The 15,166-nt window shown below is 73.3% G+C and carries 15 protein-coding genes; 9 read left to right on the plus strand and 6 right to left on the minus strand.

Annotated features, from left to right (window positions below):
- Nucleotides 1-97: 97 nt before the first annotated feature.
- Entirely contained in the window at nt 98-826 is a 729-nt protein-coding gene (locus tag NLX94_RS33590) for a type 1 glutamine amidotransferase (RefSeq protein WP_250740166.1), read from the minus strand.
- Between the two features lie 19 nt (nt 827-845).
- Nucleotides 846-2,084, minus strand: coding sequence for a MurT ligase domain-containing protein (locus tag NLX94_RS33595; protein ID WP_254386939.1), 1,239 nt, complete (start codon nt 2,082-2,084; stop codon nt 846-848).
- A gap of 123 nt (nt 2,085-2,207) precedes the next feature.
- Between NLX94_RS33595 and def the strand changes: the two genes are divergently transcribed.
- The gene (def, locus tag NLX94_RS33600) at nt 2,208-2,777 is read left to right on the plus strand and encodes a peptide deformylase (protein ID WP_254386940.1); all 570 of its coding nucleotides are present in this window, start codon (nt 2,208-2,210) and stop codon (nt 2,775-2,777) included.
- 229 nt (nt 2,778-3,006) lie between these two features.
- On the opposite strand, the gene NLX94_RS33605 is transcribed toward def, so the two are convergent.
- Complete coding sequence (locus tag NLX94_RS33605) at nt 3,007-3,651, minus strand: TetR family transcriptional regulator (protein ID WP_254386942.1); 645 nt, start codon at nt 3,649-3,651, stop codon at nt 3,007-3,009.
- Nucleotides 3,652-3,846: 195 nt separating this feature from the next.
- Here NLX94_RS33605 and NLX94_RS33610 point away from each other — a divergent pair, with 195 nt between their 5' ends.
- Nucleotides 3,847-5,076 (plus strand): acyl-CoA dehydrogenase family protein, encoded by a 1,230-nt coding sequence (locus NLX94_RS33610; protein WP_254386944.1) that lies wholly within the window; start codon nt 3,847-3,849, stop codon nt 5,074-5,076.
- Between the two features lie 57 nt (nt 5,077-5,133).
- Here the strand turns inward: NLX94_RS33610 and NLX94_RS33615 are convergent, their stop codons facing one another.
- Nucleotides 5,134-5,571: an SRPBCC family protein gene (locus tag NLX94_RS33615; protein WP_254386945.1), complete on the minus strand. Its 438-nt coding sequence runs from the start codon at nt 5,569-5,571 to the stop codon at nt 5,134-5,136.
- Nucleotides 5,572-5,726: 155 nt separating this feature from the next.
- Here NLX94_RS33615 and NLX94_RS33620 point away from each other — a divergent pair, with 155 nt between their 5' ends.
- A complete protein-coding gene (locus NLX94_RS33620; RefSeq protein WP_250740159.1) occupies nt 5,727-5,912 on the plus strand; it encodes a DUF5999 family protein in 186 nt (61 codons plus the stop codon).
- A gap of 160 nt (nt 5,913-6,072) precedes the next feature.
- Here the strand turns inward: NLX94_RS33620 and NLX94_RS33625 are convergent, their stop codons facing one another.
- Nucleotides 6,073-8,094 (minus strand): NB-ARC domain-containing protein, encoded by a 2,022-nt coding sequence (locus NLX94_RS33625; protein ID WP_254386946.1) that lies wholly within the window; start codon nt 8,092-8,094, stop codon nt 6,073-6,075.
- 166 nt (nt 8,095-8,260) lie between these two features.
- Nucleotides 8,261-9,280 carry a fibronectin type III domain-containing protein gene (locus tag NLX94_RS33630; protein ID WP_254386947.1) on the minus strand — a complete coding sequence of 340 codons (1,020 nt, stop codon included), beginning with the start codon at nt 9,278-9,280 and terminating at the stop codon, nt 8,261-8,263.
- A gap of 277 nt (nt 9,281-9,557) precedes the next feature.
- Between NLX94_RS33630 and NLX94_RS33635 the strand changes: the two genes are divergently transcribed.
- The 6 genes from NLX94_RS33635 (at nt 9,558) to NLX94_RS33660 (ending at nt 15,033) form a co-directional block, all read left to right on the plus strand.
- Nucleotides 9,558-11,198 (plus strand): ABC transporter substrate-binding protein, encoded by a 1,641-nt coding sequence (locus NLX94_RS33635; RefSeq protein WP_254386948.1) that lies wholly within the window; start codon nt 9,558-9,560, stop codon nt 11,196-11,198.
- 56 nt (nt 11,199-11,254) lie between these two features.
- Nucleotides 11,255-12,220, plus strand: a complete 966-nt coding sequence (locus NLX94_RS33640) for an ABC transporter permease (RefSeq protein WP_254386949.1) — start codon at nt 11,255-11,257, stop codon at nt 12,218-12,220.
- 10 nt (nt 12,221-12,230) lie between these two features.
- Nucleotides 12,231-13,136, plus strand: a complete 906-nt coding sequence (locus NLX94_RS33645; RefSeq protein WP_254387022.1) for an ABC transporter permease — start codon at nt 12,231-12,233, stop codon at nt 13,134-13,136.
- Nucleotides 13,137-13,195: 59 nt separating this feature from the next.
- Nucleotides 13,196-14,086 (plus strand): ABC transporter ATP-binding protein, encoded by an 891-nt coding sequence (locus NLX94_RS33650; protein WP_254387023.1) that lies wholly within the window; start codon nt 13,196-13,198, stop codon nt 14,084-14,086.
- Nucleotides 14,079-14,738 carry an ABC transporter ATP-binding protein gene (locus NLX94_RS33655; RefSeq protein ID WP_254386950.1) on the plus strand — a complete coding sequence of 220 codons (660 nt, stop codon included), beginning with the start codon at nt 14,079-14,081 and terminating at the stop codon, nt 14,736-14,738. Before NLX94_RS33650 ends, NLX94_RS33655 begins: the two co-directional genes overlap by 8 nt.
- Before the next feature lie 100 nt (nt 14,739-14,838).
- Nucleotides 14,839-15,033, plus strand: a complete 195-nt coding sequence (locus NLX94_RS33660) for a hypothetical protein (protein ID WP_254386952.1) — start codon at nt 14,839-14,841, stop codon at nt 15,031-15,033.
- The last annotated feature ends 133 nt before the right edge of the window (nt 15,034-15,166 follow it).

Consider the following 15,166-nt stretch of genomic DNA (forward strand, 5'->3'; position numbering starts at 1 on the left):
TCCTCCACATGCTGGTCAGATAAGTCGTACGAACGCACGTCGGCCCGGATCCCCCCAGGGGAATCCGGGCCGAACACCAGGTGTCGTGAGGGGACCGCTACGCGGGCTGCGTGGCCGCCGCGATCCGCTCGGCGCGCAGCGCCTCGTACCAGCGGTCGTCGATCGGCGGCAGCGCGTTCACGTCGAGGGCCAGCTTCAGCAGCAGGTCCGCGATCTGCGGGTTGCGCGCCAGCACGGGCCCGTGCATGTACGTGCCGAACACCGTGTCGTTGTACGCGCCTTCGGTGCCGTCACCGGTGCCGTTGCCCCGGCCCATCGTGACCCGGGCGAAGGGCTTGGCCGTCGGGCCCAGGTGCGTGACGCCCTGGTGGTTCTCGAAGCCGGTCAGCTGCGGCAGCCCGAGCCGCGGGTCGATGTCCCCCAGCACGTCGCCGACGCACCGCTCGCCCTCGCCGCGCACGGTCACCACGTCCAGCAGGCCGAGGCCCTCCTGGCGCTGGCCGACGTCGTTGACGAACTCCTGCCCCAGGATCTGGTACCCGGCGCAGACGGAGAAGACGATCGCCCCGTTCGAGACGGCGCGCTCCAGGCCGCCGTCGCGCAGCAGCCGCTCGGCGGCCAGCCGCTGCGGCCGGTCCTCGCCGCCGCCGATCAGGTAGATGTCGCCCGAGGTCGGGATCGGCTGGTCGCTGCGCACGTCCACGCGCTGCACGTCCAGGCCGCGCCGGCGGGCTCGGCGCTCGACGACCAGGGCGTTGCCCTGGTCTCCGTACGTGCTGAGCAGGTCGGGGTAGACCCACACGAGACGCAGGCTGTTGTCGCTCATGCTCTTGTCCTTATGGGTACTAGTTGCCGACGCGGCGGCGCACGTCCTGGAAGGCGGTGTAGTTGGCGATCAGCTCGATCTGTCCGGGCGGCGCCAGCTGCACGGCCTCGTCGAGGGTCTCGCACACCCGGAAGTCCAGGCCCGCGACCTCGAGGCGGACCGCGAGGTCCAGCTTGCGGTCGCCGATCACGAAGATCGGGTGGCCGGCCAGGCGCGGGTAGTCCACGTCCCACAGCCAGGAGGTGTCGGTGCCGTCCGCGCCGCGCGCGTTGACCGACAGGATCACCGGGGCCGGCGGCGGGTCGATCAGGGAGAAGGTCTCCAGCCAGCCGGCCGGGTTCTTCGCGAGCAGCAGCCGCAGTTCGCGGCCCTGGAAGCTGACCACGTCGTAGCGGCCGGCGACGGCCTGGACCTGGTACATCCGCTCCAGCGCGACCTGCGGCGGGACGCCGAAGACGGCTGCCACGGCGGCCGAGGTGGCGGCGTTCGCCTTGTTGGCGCGGCCCGGGAGCTGGAGGCTGATCGGCCAGGCGCTGCCGTGCGGGTCGAGCACGTGGTCGCCGGAGAGCACCCAGCTCGGGGTGGGACGCCGGAAACCGCACTCGCCGCAGAACCAGTCGTCGCCCGGACGCTGCATGACGCCACCGCAGGAGGGGCACGACCAGGCGTCGTCCTTCCACTCCTGGCCGGCCGCGACCCACACCACGTTCTGCGAGGAGGAGGCGGCCCACACGATGAGCGGGTCGTCCGCGTTCGCGACGACCACGGCCTTGGAGCCCGAGAGGCCCTCGCGCCACTTCTCGGCGAGCATGCGGGTCTCGGCGGCGCGGTCCAGCTGGTCGCGGGAGAGGTTGAGCAGGGCGATCACCTTGGGCGTGACGTCCCGGGCCACTCCGGCCAGGTACTTCTCGTCCACCTCGATGACGCCGTACTTGGCGTCCGAGCCGCCCGCCAGGGCGGAGGTGATGCCCGCGGGCATGTTCGCGCCCAGAGCGTTGGAGACGACCGGACCGCTGGCCCGCAGGGCCTCCGCGATCAGCCGGGTCGTCGTGGTCTTGCCGTTCGTCGCCGAGACGAGGACGACGTCGAGATGCTGCGCGAGCGCTCCGAGGAGATCGGGGTCGAGTTTGAGTGCGACCTTGCCACCGATCACCGATCCGCTTCCGCGTCCCGCGGCCCGCGACACCGCCGCCGCGGCCTTGCCCGCCGTCACGGCCAGCTTGGCCCGCGGCGAAAGCGGCTCTGTGTTGCCTGCCATCGTCCCTTGTCCTCCTTGCGTCGGTCGCCCCCAGCCTATCCATGACCTGCCCGCGCCCCGACCGCGGCGCCCCCGGTCCGCCGAAGATCTCCTCATATAGTCGCCCGTCGTACCCTTACGCCCATGCGACAGCGCCCCCGCCCCCTCCCCGGTACCTCCGGCATCGTCCGCACCATGAGCCTGCTGGGCGACCCGGTGCTCCATTCCGCTTGTGCGGAGGTCACCGAGTTCGGGCCGGCCCTCGACCGGCTCATCGAGGACATGTTCGCCACGATGTACGCCGCCCAGGGCGTCGGCCTCGCCGCGAACCAGATCGGCGTCGGGCAGCGGGTGTTCGTGTACGACTGCCCCGACGACGAGGACGTCCGCCACGTCGGGCACATCGTCAACCCGCGGCTGGTCTCTGTCGAGGGGGACGAGTTCGCCGGGCCCGAGGGGTGTCTGTCCCTGCCGGGACTGGAGGCGGCCACGGTCCGCTTCGACGAGGCCGTCGTGGAGGGCTTCACCTCGGACGGGGCGGCGGTGCGGGTGGCTGGGAGCGGGTTCTTCGCGCGGTGCCTGCAGCACGAGTGCGATCACCTGGCCGGTGTGGTGTACGCGGAGCGGGTCGCGGGGCTGCGGGCGCGCAAGCTGCGCCGGCAGATCCGGAAGACCGACTGGGGTCGGGCCGGGATCCACGCGCTGGGGGAGTGACCCCGGCGGGGCCGGGGTTCCCGGGGCTCCGCCCCGGACCCCGCGCCTCAAGCGCCGGCGGGGCTGATTCTGCCGGGCAGGGCTGATTTTGCCCGGCGGGGCCGCGGTTCCCGGGGCTCCGCCCCGGGCCCCGCGCCTCAAGCGCCGGCGGGGCTGGATTTGCCCGATGGGGGCCGGATGCGCCCGGCAGGGCCGAAAGCGAAGCGGGGCCGGATGTGCCCGGTGGGCTCTAGAAGCCCGGGCCGTCTGCGCGGTTGCCTGCTGTGGCCAGGCGGCCCCAGAGGAGGTCGGTGAGGGCGCTGACGAGTTCCTTGCGGTCGCAGGGGCGTTCGCCGAGCCACCAGTCGCCCGCCGCGTGCATCATGCCGACGATGCCGTGCCCCCAGACCCGGGCCAGGCGTTCGCCGCCGGGGCCGAGGTCCACGCGTTCGCCGATCACCTGGGCCAGCTCCTCGCCGAGGCGGCGCAGCAGCGGGGCGGAGTGCAGGCCGACGTCGAAGCCGCGCTCGGGGGCCTGGGAGTCCTCGGCCGGGTGCATGAGGAAGCGGTAGACCTGGGGGCGGGCCTCGATCGCCGCCAGATAGGTGTCGAGGGTGGCCTCCACCCGGCTGCGCCGTTCGGCGGGGGCGTCCAGGGCCGCGCGCAGGGAGTCGAGCAGGGCGTCCGTGTGCCGGACGGCCAGGGCCTGGTAGAGGCCGGCCTTGTCGCCGAAGTGGCGGTAGAGGATGGGCTTGGTGATCCCGGCCTCCGCGGCGATGGCGTTCATGGACGCCTTGGGGCCGTCCCGGAGGACGACCCGGTCGGCGGCCTCCAGCAGCTCCCGCCGCCGGCGCTCCGCCGCTCCCGGCTCGCCGGACTGCCGTGTGGTCTCCATGCCGTGTCACTCCCCGCCCTTGCGATGTCCTGAGGCCCACGCAACGTAACACCCCGCACACCCCGGTGATCTCATCGGCGGTCCGCCATCGCTCCTGCTTGACAGCGCTTACCGGCCGGTAACAGACTGGAATCGATGTGAGGGTTACCGTTGGTAACCGCTTGTGGGGCAGGCGAGATGAAAAGTGGAGGGGACATGGCGGAGTTCACCATGGAGCTGAACGACGACCAGAAGCAGGTGCGGGACTGGATCCACGGCTTCGCCGCCGACGTCATCCGTCCCGCCGCCGCGGAATGGGACGAGCGCGAAGAGACTCCGTGGCCCGTCATCCAGGAGGCCGCCAAGGTCGGCATCTACTCCCTCGACTTCTACGCCCAGCAGTTCTTCGACCCCACCGGCCTCGGCATCCCGATGGCCATGGAGGAGCTGTTCTGGGGCGACGCCGGCATCGCGCTGTCGATCGTCGGCACCGGCCTCGCCGCCATCGGGGTCGTCGCCAACGGCACCGAGGAGCAGATCGGCACCTGGATCCCGCAGATGTACGGCACCCCCGACGACGTGAAGGTCGCCGCCTTCTGCTCCTCCGAGCCCGACGCCGGCTCCGACGTCGGCGCGATGCGCACCCGCGCCGTCTACGACCAGGCCAAGGACGAGTGGGTGCTGAACGGCACCAAGACCTGGGCGACCAACGGCGGCATCGCCAACGTCCACATCGTCGTGGCCGTGGTCGACCCGGAGCTGGGGACGAAGGGGCACGCCTCCTTCATCGTGCCGCCGAACACCCCGGGCCTCTCCCAGGGCCAGAAGTTCAAGAAGCACGGCATCCGCGCCTCGCACACCGCCGCGGTGGTGCTGGAGGACGTACGGATCCCCGGCTCCTGCCTCCTCGGCGGCAAGGAGAAGCTGGACGAGCGGCTCGCGCGGGCCCACGAGCGGGCGAAGGCGGGCGGCGGCGAGCGCGTGAAGAACGCCGCCATGGCCACCTTCGAGGCCTCCCGCCCCGCCGTCGGCGCCATGGCGGTCGGCACGGCGCGCGCCGCGTACGAGGTGGCGCTGGACTACGCCAAGACCCGTACGCAGTTCGGCCGGCCGATCATCGACAACCAGGGCGTGGCCTTCCAGCTCGCGGACATGCGGACCTCCATCGACGCGGCCCGGCTGCTGGTGTGGCGGGCCTCCTGGATGGCGGTCGCGGGCAAGCCCTTCACCTCGGCCGAGGGCTCGATGTCCAAGCTGTTCGCGAGCGAGACGGCCAAGAAGGTCACCGCGCAGGCGGTCCAGATCCTCGGCGGCAACGGCTTCACCCGCGAGTACCCGGTGGAGCGCATGCACCGTGACAGCGCGATCTACACGATCTTCGAGGGAACCAGCGAGATCCAGCGGCTGGTGATCGCCCGCACCCTCTCGGGCATGCCGATCCGCTAGCCGCGGGTTTCGGACGGGGAAGGGGCCCGGGGCCGCCGTGAGGCGGCCCCGCGCCGCTCAGGGGCGCAGGAGGGCGTCCAGGGCGCGCGTGAAGAGGAGCCGGGCGGCCGCCGCCACGAGAGGGTCGAACGGGCGTCCCAGGCCGCGCACGCGCAGTTCCTCGCGCCATTCGGCCTCGCAGCCGCCGCCGGGCGCGGGGCGGAGTTCGATCTCCGCCCGGCCCCGCACCGCGCGGCCGTGTTTGACGAGCCCGACCAGCCCCGCGGAGCCGTCCCCGGGGGGCTGCCAGCGGACGACCTCCATGGGGTCGTCGAAGGTGATCCTCCCCACGCCCGTACGCATGGTGAAACGGGTTCCGGTGTGCGTGGGAGGCGGCGTTTCGATGATCGCCCGGGTGAGCGGGACGACGGAGGCGTGGCGTTCCCAGTCCGTCAGCCTCCGCCACGCCTCCGCGGGCTCGAGAAGTGTGTGCCGAATGATCCGGATAGCGGGCATGAGCGCATCGTAAGCGGGCATACACACCCTGAACTGGGCGGCGAATATGGGTTCCGCCCGGGGGTGGCGATCAGTAATACTCACCGCCACCGTGGATCGCGGATTCGACCGGGTGACCACCGGCCTTCCCGCCCCACACTGCGAGGAGGTGCGCCATGTGCTCCCACCAGCCCCCCTGCCCGTCCGCCGACAGCGTCGACCACGACGCCGCCCGCACCGTGGCCTTCCACCCCGAACAGGGCTGGAATCTGCTCTGCAACGGCGCCGTGGTCTTCGACGACACAGGTGAACTGCTCCCCGACGGCCGCACGGTGGAACCCCGCCGCCCGGCCCTTGTCTGAGCGAGGAGGCAGCATGCGCCAGCAGCTGATCCGAAAGCCCGTTCCGAAGCCCGCACCCCGAGACCTGGATCTGCGTACCCCGTCGGGCAGACCCCTCCCGTACTGACGGGAGCCCCGGAGTTACGCCACGGCGCCACCGGCCGGTCCCCACGCGGGGAAGTCAGCCGGTGGGCGCCGCCGCGCCGCCCAGGAAGGCGGTTTCGTACGCCTCGTCGCCGATCGCCGCCCGGGCCTGCCGTTCGCCCTGGTCGCGTACGGCCGTGAGGGACGGGGAGCCCATCTGCGGCCGCCCCACCGTGCGCCACCAGGCGTGTCCCGTGCCCAGCAGCCGGGCCGCCAGCTCGCCGTCGCCGAGGGCCGCCACCGCCGCCGCCAGCAGGTCGAGGCCGAGCGCGATCCCGAAGCGGTCGCCCAGCAGCCTTTTGCCCGACAGCATCGCCCGCGCGTGCCGGGCCGCCTCCCCGTGGTGGCCGAGTCCGAGCGCCGCCACCGCCAGGATGTAGTCCGCGTACGCCCGCAGCCAGCGCTCGCCCAGCTCCGCGCAGGCCTCGCGCAGGCCCTGCGCCTCCCGCTCGGCCTCCTCGAAGCGCCCGAGGTCGCACAGGGCGTAGCCGGTGGCCAGCCGGCACAGCAGCCAGCCCACGCCGGTGGGTCTCCCGCCGTGGCCCCCGCGCGCCCGGGGGCCCGCGAGCGCCAGGGCCCGTACGGGATCGCCCGGCATCAGCACCGACACCGCGTGCAGGTAGGCGGCGCGCAGCTCCGGTTCCGGGTCGGCCAGGGTCGCCGCGGCGGCCGTGCACTCCTTGCCCAGCTCCTCTGCCGTGCCCAGTTCGCCCTGGAGCAGGGCGGTGAGCCCCAGGGCCCACAGGGCCTGGACGTACGCGGCCCCCGAGCGCGGGCCCCTGCTCAGGGCCCGTTCCAGGAAGGACCGGCCTTCGGCGACGTGGCCGCAGGAGAACCAGAAGAACCAGAGCGCGCCGGCCGTCTCCAGGGCCGCCGTCGGATCCGTGCGGAGCAGGTGCTCCAGGGCGGTACGGAGCTGCGCGTGCTCGGCGGTCATCCTGCGGTACCAGTCCACCTGGCCGGGGCCCATCCACCCCGGGTCGGCGGCCTTGGAGAGCGCCGCGTACCAGTGGGCGTGCCGGTCGGCGACGACCCGCTCCTCTCCGAGCTCCGCCAGCCAGTCCTGCCCGTACTCGCGGATCGTGTCCAGCAGCCGGTACCGGGCGCCCGCGCCCCGCTCTTGGCTGCACCGGACCACCGACTTCGCCACCAGGCCCGCCAGCACCCGTTCCACCCGCGCGGCGGGCAGGGGGCCGCCCGAGCACACCGCGCGCGCCGCGGCGACGTCGAAGTCCCCGGTGAACACCGAGAGCCGGGCCCACAGCAGCCGCTCGACCGGCTCGCACAGTTCGTGGCTCCAGCCGATCGCGGTGCGCATCGTCTGGTGCCGGGGGAGACGGGCGGTGCTGGTGCCGGAGAGCAGGTCGAAGCGGCCTTCGAGGCGCTGGGCCATCTGTTCCAGGGTCCAGAGCCGCATCCGGGCGCCGGCCAGTTCGAGGGCGAGGGGGATCCCGTCCAGGCGGCGGCAGATGTCCGCGGCGAGGGCCGCCCGGTCCGGGTCGGCGAAGGCGGCCGCGGCCTGCGGGGTGGCGGCGAGGGCGCGGGCCCGGAACAGGGCGAGGGCGTCGCTCTCCGGCCCCTCGCTGGGCAGCGGGCTGACCTCGACGAGGTGCTCCCCGGGGCTGCGCAGCGGCTCGCGGGTGGTGATCAGCACGGTCAGGCCCGGTGCGGACTGCAGGAGTTCGCCCACCAGGTGCCGGCAGGCGGTCACCAGGTGCTCGCAAGTGTCGAGGACGAGCAGCAGCTCCTTGTCGGCCATCCACGCGCACAGTTCCTCGTCGAGGGAGCGCGGTGACTGGTGGGCGAGGCCGAGGGTGTGCGCGACGGTCGCGGAGAGCAGTTCGGCGTCGCGCAGCGGGGAGAGCTCCACCCACCACACTCCGTCGGGCCTGCGCTGACGCGGGTCGGCGGCGGCCCGCAGGGCCAGCCTGGACTTGCCGACGCCGCCCACGCCCGTGAGCGTCACGAGCCTTCGCTCGCGCAACAGGTCTGACAGCAGGCCGAGTTCATGCTCACGGCCCACGAAGCTCGCCGTTTCCGGCGGCAGGTTTCCCGGCACGGCGCCAGAGTCTGGCCCAGTCGCGCTGTCCATGGAATCTGCCTGATTGTTGTTGACCGAGTACTCACCGAACACGGGAGTATTCTGCGCGATCTTCTTTCCCCGTAGTGCCGTTCGGTCCAGATGGAACGAACGGGTTGTCAGGATCCGCTCCTCCGCGCGGGGTTCAGGAGGCCAGTACGACCCGCTGTTCGGCGGAGAAGGCCCCCCAGGTGCCGTCGGGCAGCCGCGCCCGGATCTTCACGGTCCATTCGGTTCCGGGCGGCTCCGCGACCGTGAGCCGGTGCTCGGCGCGGCCCGCCGGGACGGCGCCCGCGCCGAACTGGATGACGGTGGTGGGGCGGCCGTTGACGTAGAGCTCGTACTCGCTGGTCTCCCGGCCGGTCGCCGGCGGGGTCCAGGCGAGGGTGACCGTGCCGGGCGAGGCGGCCGCGGTGAAATCGCCCGGAGCGGTGCCGGTCCGCTGCCCGGGACCGGGCGGGGTGGTCACGTCGGCGGCGGGGCCGGCGGGGGAGGAGTTGTCGGCGCCGTCGCGGGCCCGGACGGTGAAGGTGTACACGCTGTCGGGCCGGAGGTCCTCCAGGACCGTGCTGGTGACGCCGGGGCCGACCGTGTGGATCCGGGCGTCGCCCTGGTAGACGTCGTACGCCGTGACGCCCTTGTCGTCGGTGGCCGCGGCCCAGCTCAGCCGGGCGGAGGTGGGCCCGAGGGCCTGGCCGTCCGTACGGGGCGGCGCGCTCGGGGGCACCCGGTCCTCGGCCGTGGCGGCGGGGGTGGTGACCGCGGCGGCCGCGGAGGTGGGGGAGGTGTTCCCGGCGGCGTCCCGGGCGCGGACCGTGAACGCGTAGTCCGTCTGCGGGGTGAGGCCGGTGATGTCGGTCATCGTCTTGTCGGCGGGCAGTTCGCGGACCAGCCGGTCCTTCTGGTAGACGAGGAAGGAGGTCACCCCGTCCGAGGGTGCGGGCGACTGCCACATGACGTGCACGGACGTGGCGCTGCCGGCCTGGGCCGTGAGTCCGGACGGGGCCGCCGGGGGCGTGGTGTCGGAGGCTCCGCCGCACGCCGTCAGCGCGAGGGCCAGTGCGAGGGCCAGTGCGAGGGAGAGGGCGGGCGCGGCTCCCCGTGCGGCGGGCCGCCGGGAGCGGCGCGGGGGGCGCGGCGCGGTGCGGGGTGCGGGGTCGTGCACGGCGGGCGCCCTCTTCTTCAGGTGTCTCGGCTTCGGGTGTCCCGGGTTCTGTGCCCCGGTCCGGTGTCCAGGGTCCGGTGTCCAGAGTCCGGTGTCCCGGTTCCTGCGTCCGGGGTCTCCGGCTTCCCGGAAAGGTCTAGACATATATGGCACGGTCCGGCGCGGCCGGGCAAGACCCCTGCGCGGTCGCGTCCCGCCGGGGATGCCCGGTTCGTGTTCACCCGTCCCCGTCTGGCATTATTGCGATCTCTTTGCAATAACGAAGGAAGTGCACCACATGAAGGCCCGGACCGTACGGGGAATGGCCGGGGCGACCGCGGCCGCGGTGATCGTCACGGGCGCGGCGGCCTGTTCCGCCCCCGGGGGAGGTGCCGCGGCGGGTGCCGGGGCAGCCGACTCCGTCGTGGTCGGCATAGCCACCGAGCCGGAGAGCCTCAGCCCGCTGCTGGGCTACGGCAAGGACGGCAACTCGAAGATCTTCGACGGACTGCTCGCGCACGACGCCGACATGAAGCTGAAGCCCGCGCTGGCCGAGGCCCTCCCGGAGGTCTCCGCGGACGGGCTCACGTACACCTACGCGCTCCGCCGCGATGTGCGGTTCAGCGACGGACAGCCCTTCGGAGCCAAGGACGTCGTCTTCACCTACCGGACGATCCTCGACGCGAAGACGAACAACGCGTCCAAGTCCGAGCTCGACGCGATCGCGGACGTCACCGCCCGCGGCGACGAGGCCGTCGTCTTCACCCTGAAGTACCCCTACGCCCCCTTCGCCGAGCGGACCGTCCTGCCCATCGCCCCCGAGCACCTCGCGGGCGGCCAGGACGTCAACAGCGGCGATTTCACCACCAAGCCCGTCGGCACCGGGCCGTACATGCTCAGCGCCTGGTCCAAGGGCGAGAAGCTCAGCTTCAAGGCCAACCCGGCCTACTGGGGCGGCGAGCCCGCGGTGAAGAAGTTCACCATGGCGGTCATCAAGGACGACGACGTCCGCGCCACCCGGCTGCGCTCCGGCGAACTGGACGGGGCCGTCCTGCCGCCGAACCTGGCCAAGGGCTTCGCGGCGGGCAAGGCCGGCGAGGCGGCCGGCCAGGCCGACAAGGCCGGCAGGAACATGAAGACCTACGCCGCCAAGAGCTTCGACTACCGCAACGTCACCCTGCCGACCGAGCACCCCGTCACCGGTGACACGGCCGTCCGCCAGGCCCTGGACATCGCCGTGGACCGCGCCACGATGGTCGACAAGATCCTGGAGGGCGCGGGCAAGGCCGCCTACGGCCCCGTCCCGACCGGCAGCCCGTGGTTCGCCGCCGGCACCGAGCGACCGTACGACCTCGCCAGGGCCAAGAAGATCCTCGACGACGCAGGCTGGATCCCCGGCGCCGACGGCATCCGCGTCAAGAACGGGGTCCGCGCCGCCTTCCCGCTCTGGTACACCTCCGGCGACAAGCTCCGCCAGGACCACGCCCTTGCCTTCGCCTCCGACGCGAAGAAGGCCGGCGTCCAGGTCACCACCGAGTCCGGCAGCTGGGAGGTCATCGAGCCCCGGATGCGGACCGACGCCGTCCTCGCGGGCGGCGGCTCCCCGGCCGACCCGGACTTCGACCAGTACCTGACGCTGAACTCCGCGCTCGCGGGCGACGGCTTCAACAACATGGCCCGCTACGCCAATCCGGCCGTGGACAAGGCCCTGCTCGACGGCCGCCGCAGCGCCGACCCGGCCGCGCGCAAGGCCGCGTACGACACGGTGCAGCGCGAGCTCGTCAAGGACCCGGGCTACGTCTACCTCACCCACATCGACCACCTCTATGTCGTGGCCGACAAGTGGGACGGCCCCACCACCCAGGTCGAGCCGCACGACCACGGCCTCGGAACCGGCCCCTGGTGGAACATCGAGAGCTGGAAGCCGAAGCAGAAGTGAGCCGTCCCCACCGTCCCCACGGGCCCCATCTGCGCCACCGGCTCCCGTGGGGGCCGATGGCGCGGATGGCGGGGCGGCGGACGCTGTTCGCCGGACCCGTTCTGCTCGTGGTCACCTTCGGGGTCTTCGCGGTCGCCGCGCTCTCCCCCTTCGACCCCGTCAAGGCCTACGCCGGCACCGCCGGGCTCACCTCCTCGCAGGCCGGGCTCGACCAGTTGCGGGCCAACCTCGGGGTGGACCAGCCGTTGCTCGCGCGCTGGTGGGAGTGGCTCACCTCGGCACTGACCGGCGACCTCGGCACCTCCTCCGTCATGCGCCAGCCCGTCTCCGACGTCATCGCCGAGCGGCTCGGCTGGTCGGTCCTGCTCGCGCTGTGCGCCTTCGCCGTCGCCGTGACCCTGGGCACCGGGCTCGGGGTCCTGGCCGCGCGCCGGCAGGGCGGGCCGCTGGACCGGGCCGTCTCCGGGCTCGCGTACACCCTCGAAGCGGCTCCGGCCTTCTGGCTGGGCCTGCTCGCGGTCTGGCTCTTCTCGGTGCGCCTCGGCGTACTGCCGTCCGGTGGCCTCACGGACGCCGGCAGCGACGTGGTCACCGCCGGGCAGGTGGCCCGCCACCTGGTGCTGCCCGCGCTGGTGCTCGGCATCTCCCAACTGCCCTGGTTCTTCCTGTACGTCCGGCAGGGCGTGGCCGACGCGCTGGAGGAGGACCCCGTACGGGGCGCCCGCGCGCGGGGCCTGGGGGAGCGGCGGGTGCTGCTCGGCCACGGGCTGCGCTCCGGAATGCTCCCGATGCTGACCCTGATCGGGTCGCGGGTGCCGGAGCTGATCACCGGCGCGCTGCTGGTGGAGACCGTCTTCAGCTGGCCCGGCATCGCCGAGGCCACCGTGCGGGCCGCGACCTCGGTGGACTTCCCGCTGCTGGCCGCGCTGACGGTCCTGGCCACGGCGGCCGTGCTGGCCGGGAACCTGCTGTCCGACCTGCTCTACGGGCTGGCGGACCCGAGGGTGGGCTTCGATGGCTGAGGCGACCGGCATGGCGGGGACGACCGCCCCGGCTGGGACGACGGACGCGGCCGGAGCGCCGCTCTGGCGGTCACGCGGCCGCGACCGCGGCTCCACCCGGACCCTGCGGGTGCGGATCTCCGCGGCGGTCGTCGTCCTCATCGCGCTGGCGGTGCTGCTCGTGCCGCCGCTGGTCCAGCTCGACCAGCAGGCCGTCGACTTGTCGGCAAAGCTCCTTCCCCCCTCCTGGGCCCACCCCTTCGGCACCGACGACGTGGGCCGCGACCTGCTGCTGCGCTGCGTGTACGGGCTGCGCGTCTCGCTGCTGGTCGGACTGGTGGCGGCGCTGGTCGCCACCCTCCTCGGCACGGCGGTCGGCGCGCTGGCCGGGGCGCTCGGCGGGTGGCCGGACCGGTGCGTCATGCGCGTGGTGGACGCGCTGTCCTCGATCCCGCACCTGCTGCTCGGCATCTTCATCGTGGCGATGTTCCGGCCGGGGGTGTGGCCCGTGGTCGTCTCCGTGGCGCTGACCCACTGGCTGTCCACGGCCCGCATCGTCCGCGCGGAGGTCCTCTCGCTGCGCTCCCGGCCCCATGTGGACGCGGCGATCTCGGGCGGCGCCTCGCGGTGGCGGGTGGCCGTACGCCACCTCGTGCCCGGGGTGCTGCCGCAGGCCGGGCTCGCCGCCGTGCTGATGATCCCGCACGCCATGTGGCACGAGTCGGCCCTGTCCTTCCTGGGCCTCGGACTGCCTGCGCACCAGGCGAGCCTGGGCGGTCTGGTCCAGACGGCCCGCGGTTCGCTGCTCGCCGGGGACTGGTGGCCCACGCTCTTCCCGGGACTCCTCCTGATCGTCCCGACCCTGGCGATCGCAGGCCTCGCGGGCGCCTGGCGCGAGCGCCTCAACCCCCGCCGCCGCTCGGAGCTCAGCCTGTGAAGACACCCGTCCCTCCGGAACCCGTCCTCGCGCTGGACCGGCTGTCCGTGCGCTTCCGGATGCGCGGCGGCCGGTACGTCGCGGCCGTCTCCGACGCCACCCTCGTCCTGGCCCCCGGCGAATGCCTCGCCCTCGTCGGCGAGAGCGGCTGCGGCAAGTCCGTCCTCGCCTCCGCCCTCCTCGGCCTGCTCCCCGGCAACGCCGAGACCGCGGGCTCCGCCCGGCTCGCCGACGGGACCGATCTGCTCGCCCTCGACGAGCGCACCCTCGCCCGGAGCATCCGGGGCCGCCGCGTCGGCCTGGTCCCGCAGAGCCCGGCCGCGCACCTCACCCCGGTCCGCACCGTCCGCTCCCACCTGGAGGAGACGGTCCGCGAACTGACCGGGACCGGCAGGGCGGAACTGCGGTCGGCCGCCGAAGCCGCGGCTGACCGGGCGGCCTTCCCCGCCACCCACCTCGACCTCCATCCGCACGAGCTCTCCGGCGGGCTCGCCCAGCGCGCCGCCACCGCCCTCGCGCTGATCGGCGACGCGCCCCTGCTGCTCGCCGACGAGCCGACGACCGGCCTCGACCGGGACCTCGTCCACCGCACCGTCGACGAACTGCGCGCCCACACCCGGGACGCCGGCCGCGCGCTGCTGATGATCACGCACGACCTCGCGGCCGCGCACCGCATCGCCGACACCGTGGCCGTCATGTACGCGGGCCGCATCGTGGAGACCGCCCCCGCCGGAGCCTTCTTCGGCGCTCCGGGCCCCCGCCACCCCTATGCCCGCGGGCTCCTCGAGGCCCTCCCCGAGCGGGCCTTCACCCCCATCCCGGGCGCCCCGCCCGAGCTCGGCGCGCTCCCGCCCGGCTGCGCCTTCGCCGCCCGCTGTGCGCGCGCCGACTCCCGCTGCCGGGCCGAGCGGCCCGCGCTCACCGAAGGGGTGGCCTGCCACCATGCTTGAGCTCACCGGCATCACCGCCGGCTACGACCGCCGGGCCCCCGTCGTGCGCGGCGCCCACCTGAGCCTCGCCCCCGGCGAATCCCTCGGGCTGCTCGGCCCCAGCGGCTGCGGCAAGTCCACGCTGGCCCGGGTCGCCGCCCTGCTGCACCGGCCCGACCGGGGGACCGTGGCCTTCGACGGGCGCGCCGTGACCGGCTTCCGGCACCGGGCGCCGCGGGCCCTGCGCACCTCGGTCGGCGTGGTGTTCCAGCAGCCCCGGCTGGCGGCGGACCCGCGGCTCACGCTGCGCGCGCTCGTCGCCGAACCGCTCCGGGCGACGGGCAGGCGCAGCGAAATCGACGCCACCGTCCCGGAGTTGGCGGACCGGGTCGGCCTGGGCGCGGAGCTGCTCGGACGGCGGCCCCACGAGGTCAGCGACGGCCAGCTGCAACGGGCCTGCGTGGCACGGGCCCTGGTGCTGCGGCCGCGCTGGCTGGTGTGCGACGAGATGACCGCCATGCTCGATGCGTCCACCACGGCCGCGCTGGTCGGCGTAGTGGAGGAGTACCGGGCGGAGTCCGGGGCGGGGCTGCTCGCGGTGGGTCACGACCCCGTGCTGCTCGGGCGCTGGTGCGGGCGGACGGTCCGCTGGGACGAGATCGTCAAGGGCTGAGCGCCGGTCACGGACCGTCAGCACCCGTTTGGCGGACAGGGGTTTCGCCCGAAGGGCCCTCCGGCTGCGCCACCATGGCGCCGCACAAGGAGGTGTTCCGATGGTGATCTCCCTCTCCGTCGTCGTCCTGCTCCTCGTCCTCGCGTGGATCTTCATGCGCGGGGGCGGCCTCAAGGTGTCGCACGCGCTCGTCTGCGTCCTGCTCGGCTTCTACCTCGCGAGCAGCAGCCTGGCGGCGACGATCCACAACGGGATCTCGGCCACGGCGAACGTGGTCGGAGGCCTCAAGCCGTAGCCCGTGATCAACTGTTGCGCCTTCGTGAATCATCCGGCTCTTCCATGGACTCCTCAGGCAGTGCGATCTAGCGTCTGGCCGCGGCGCGATGTCATACGCAATGTCAATAAAGCTGAGGACAAGGGAGGAAGTC

The sequence above is a fragment of the Streptomyces sp. TBY4 genome (assembly GCF_024213195.1).
Lineage (GTDB): Bacteria > Actinomycetota > Actinomycetes > Streptomycetales > Streptomycetaceae > Streptomyces.

Coding starts and splice junctions, on each gene's coding strand:
- NLX94_RS33640 (WP_254386949.1), top strand. CDS start 11,255: ATGGCGCGGATGGCGGGGCGGCGGACGCTGTTCGCCGGACCCGTTCTG.
- NLX94_RS33615 (WP_254386945.1), bottom strand. CDS start 5,571: ATGCCCGCTATCCGGATCATTCGGCACACACTTCTCGAGCCCGCGGAG.
- NLX94_RS33590 (WP_250740166.1), bottom strand. CDS start 826: ATGAGCGACAACAGCCTGCGTCTCGTGTGGGTCTACCCCGACCTGCTC.
- NLX94_RS33605 (WP_254386942.1), bottom strand. CDS start 3,651: ATGGAGACCACACGGCAGTCCGGCGAGCCGGGAGCGGCGGAGCGCCGG.
- NLX94_RS33650 (WP_254387023.1), top strand. CDS start 13,196: ATGCGCGGCGGCCGGTACGTCGCGGCCGTCTCCGACGCCACCCTCGTC.
- NLX94_RS33610 (WP_254386944.1), top strand. CDS start 3,847: ATGGCGGAGTTCACCATGGAGCTGAACGACGACCAGAAGCAGGTGCGG.
- def (WP_254386940.1), top strand. CDS start 2,208: ATGCGACAGCGCCCCCGCCCCCTCCCCGGTACCTCCGGCATCGTCCGC.
- NLX94_RS33635 (WP_254386948.1), top strand. CDS start 9,558: ATGAAGGCCCGGACCGTACGGGGAATGGCCGGGGCGACCGCGGCCGCG.
- NLX94_RS33655 (WP_254386950.1), top strand. CDS start 14,079: ATGCTTGAGCTCACCGGCATCACCGCCGGCTACGACCGCCGGGCCCCC.
- NLX94_RS33595 (WP_254386939.1), bottom strand. CDS start 2,084: ATGGCAGGCAACACAGAGCCGCTTTCGCCGCGGGCCAAGCTGGCCGTG.
- NLX94_RS33620 (WP_250740159.1), top strand. CDS start 5,727: ATGTGCTCCCACCAGCCCCCCTGCCCGTCCGCCGACAGCGTCGACCAC.
- NLX94_RS33645 (WP_254387022.1), top strand. CDS start 12,231: ATGGCGGGGACGACCGCCCCGGCTGGGACGACGGACGCGGCCGGAGCG.
- NLX94_RS33660 (WP_254386952.1), top strand. CDS start 14,839: ATGGTGATCTCCCTCTCCGTCGTCGTCCTGCTCCTCGTCCTCGCGTGG.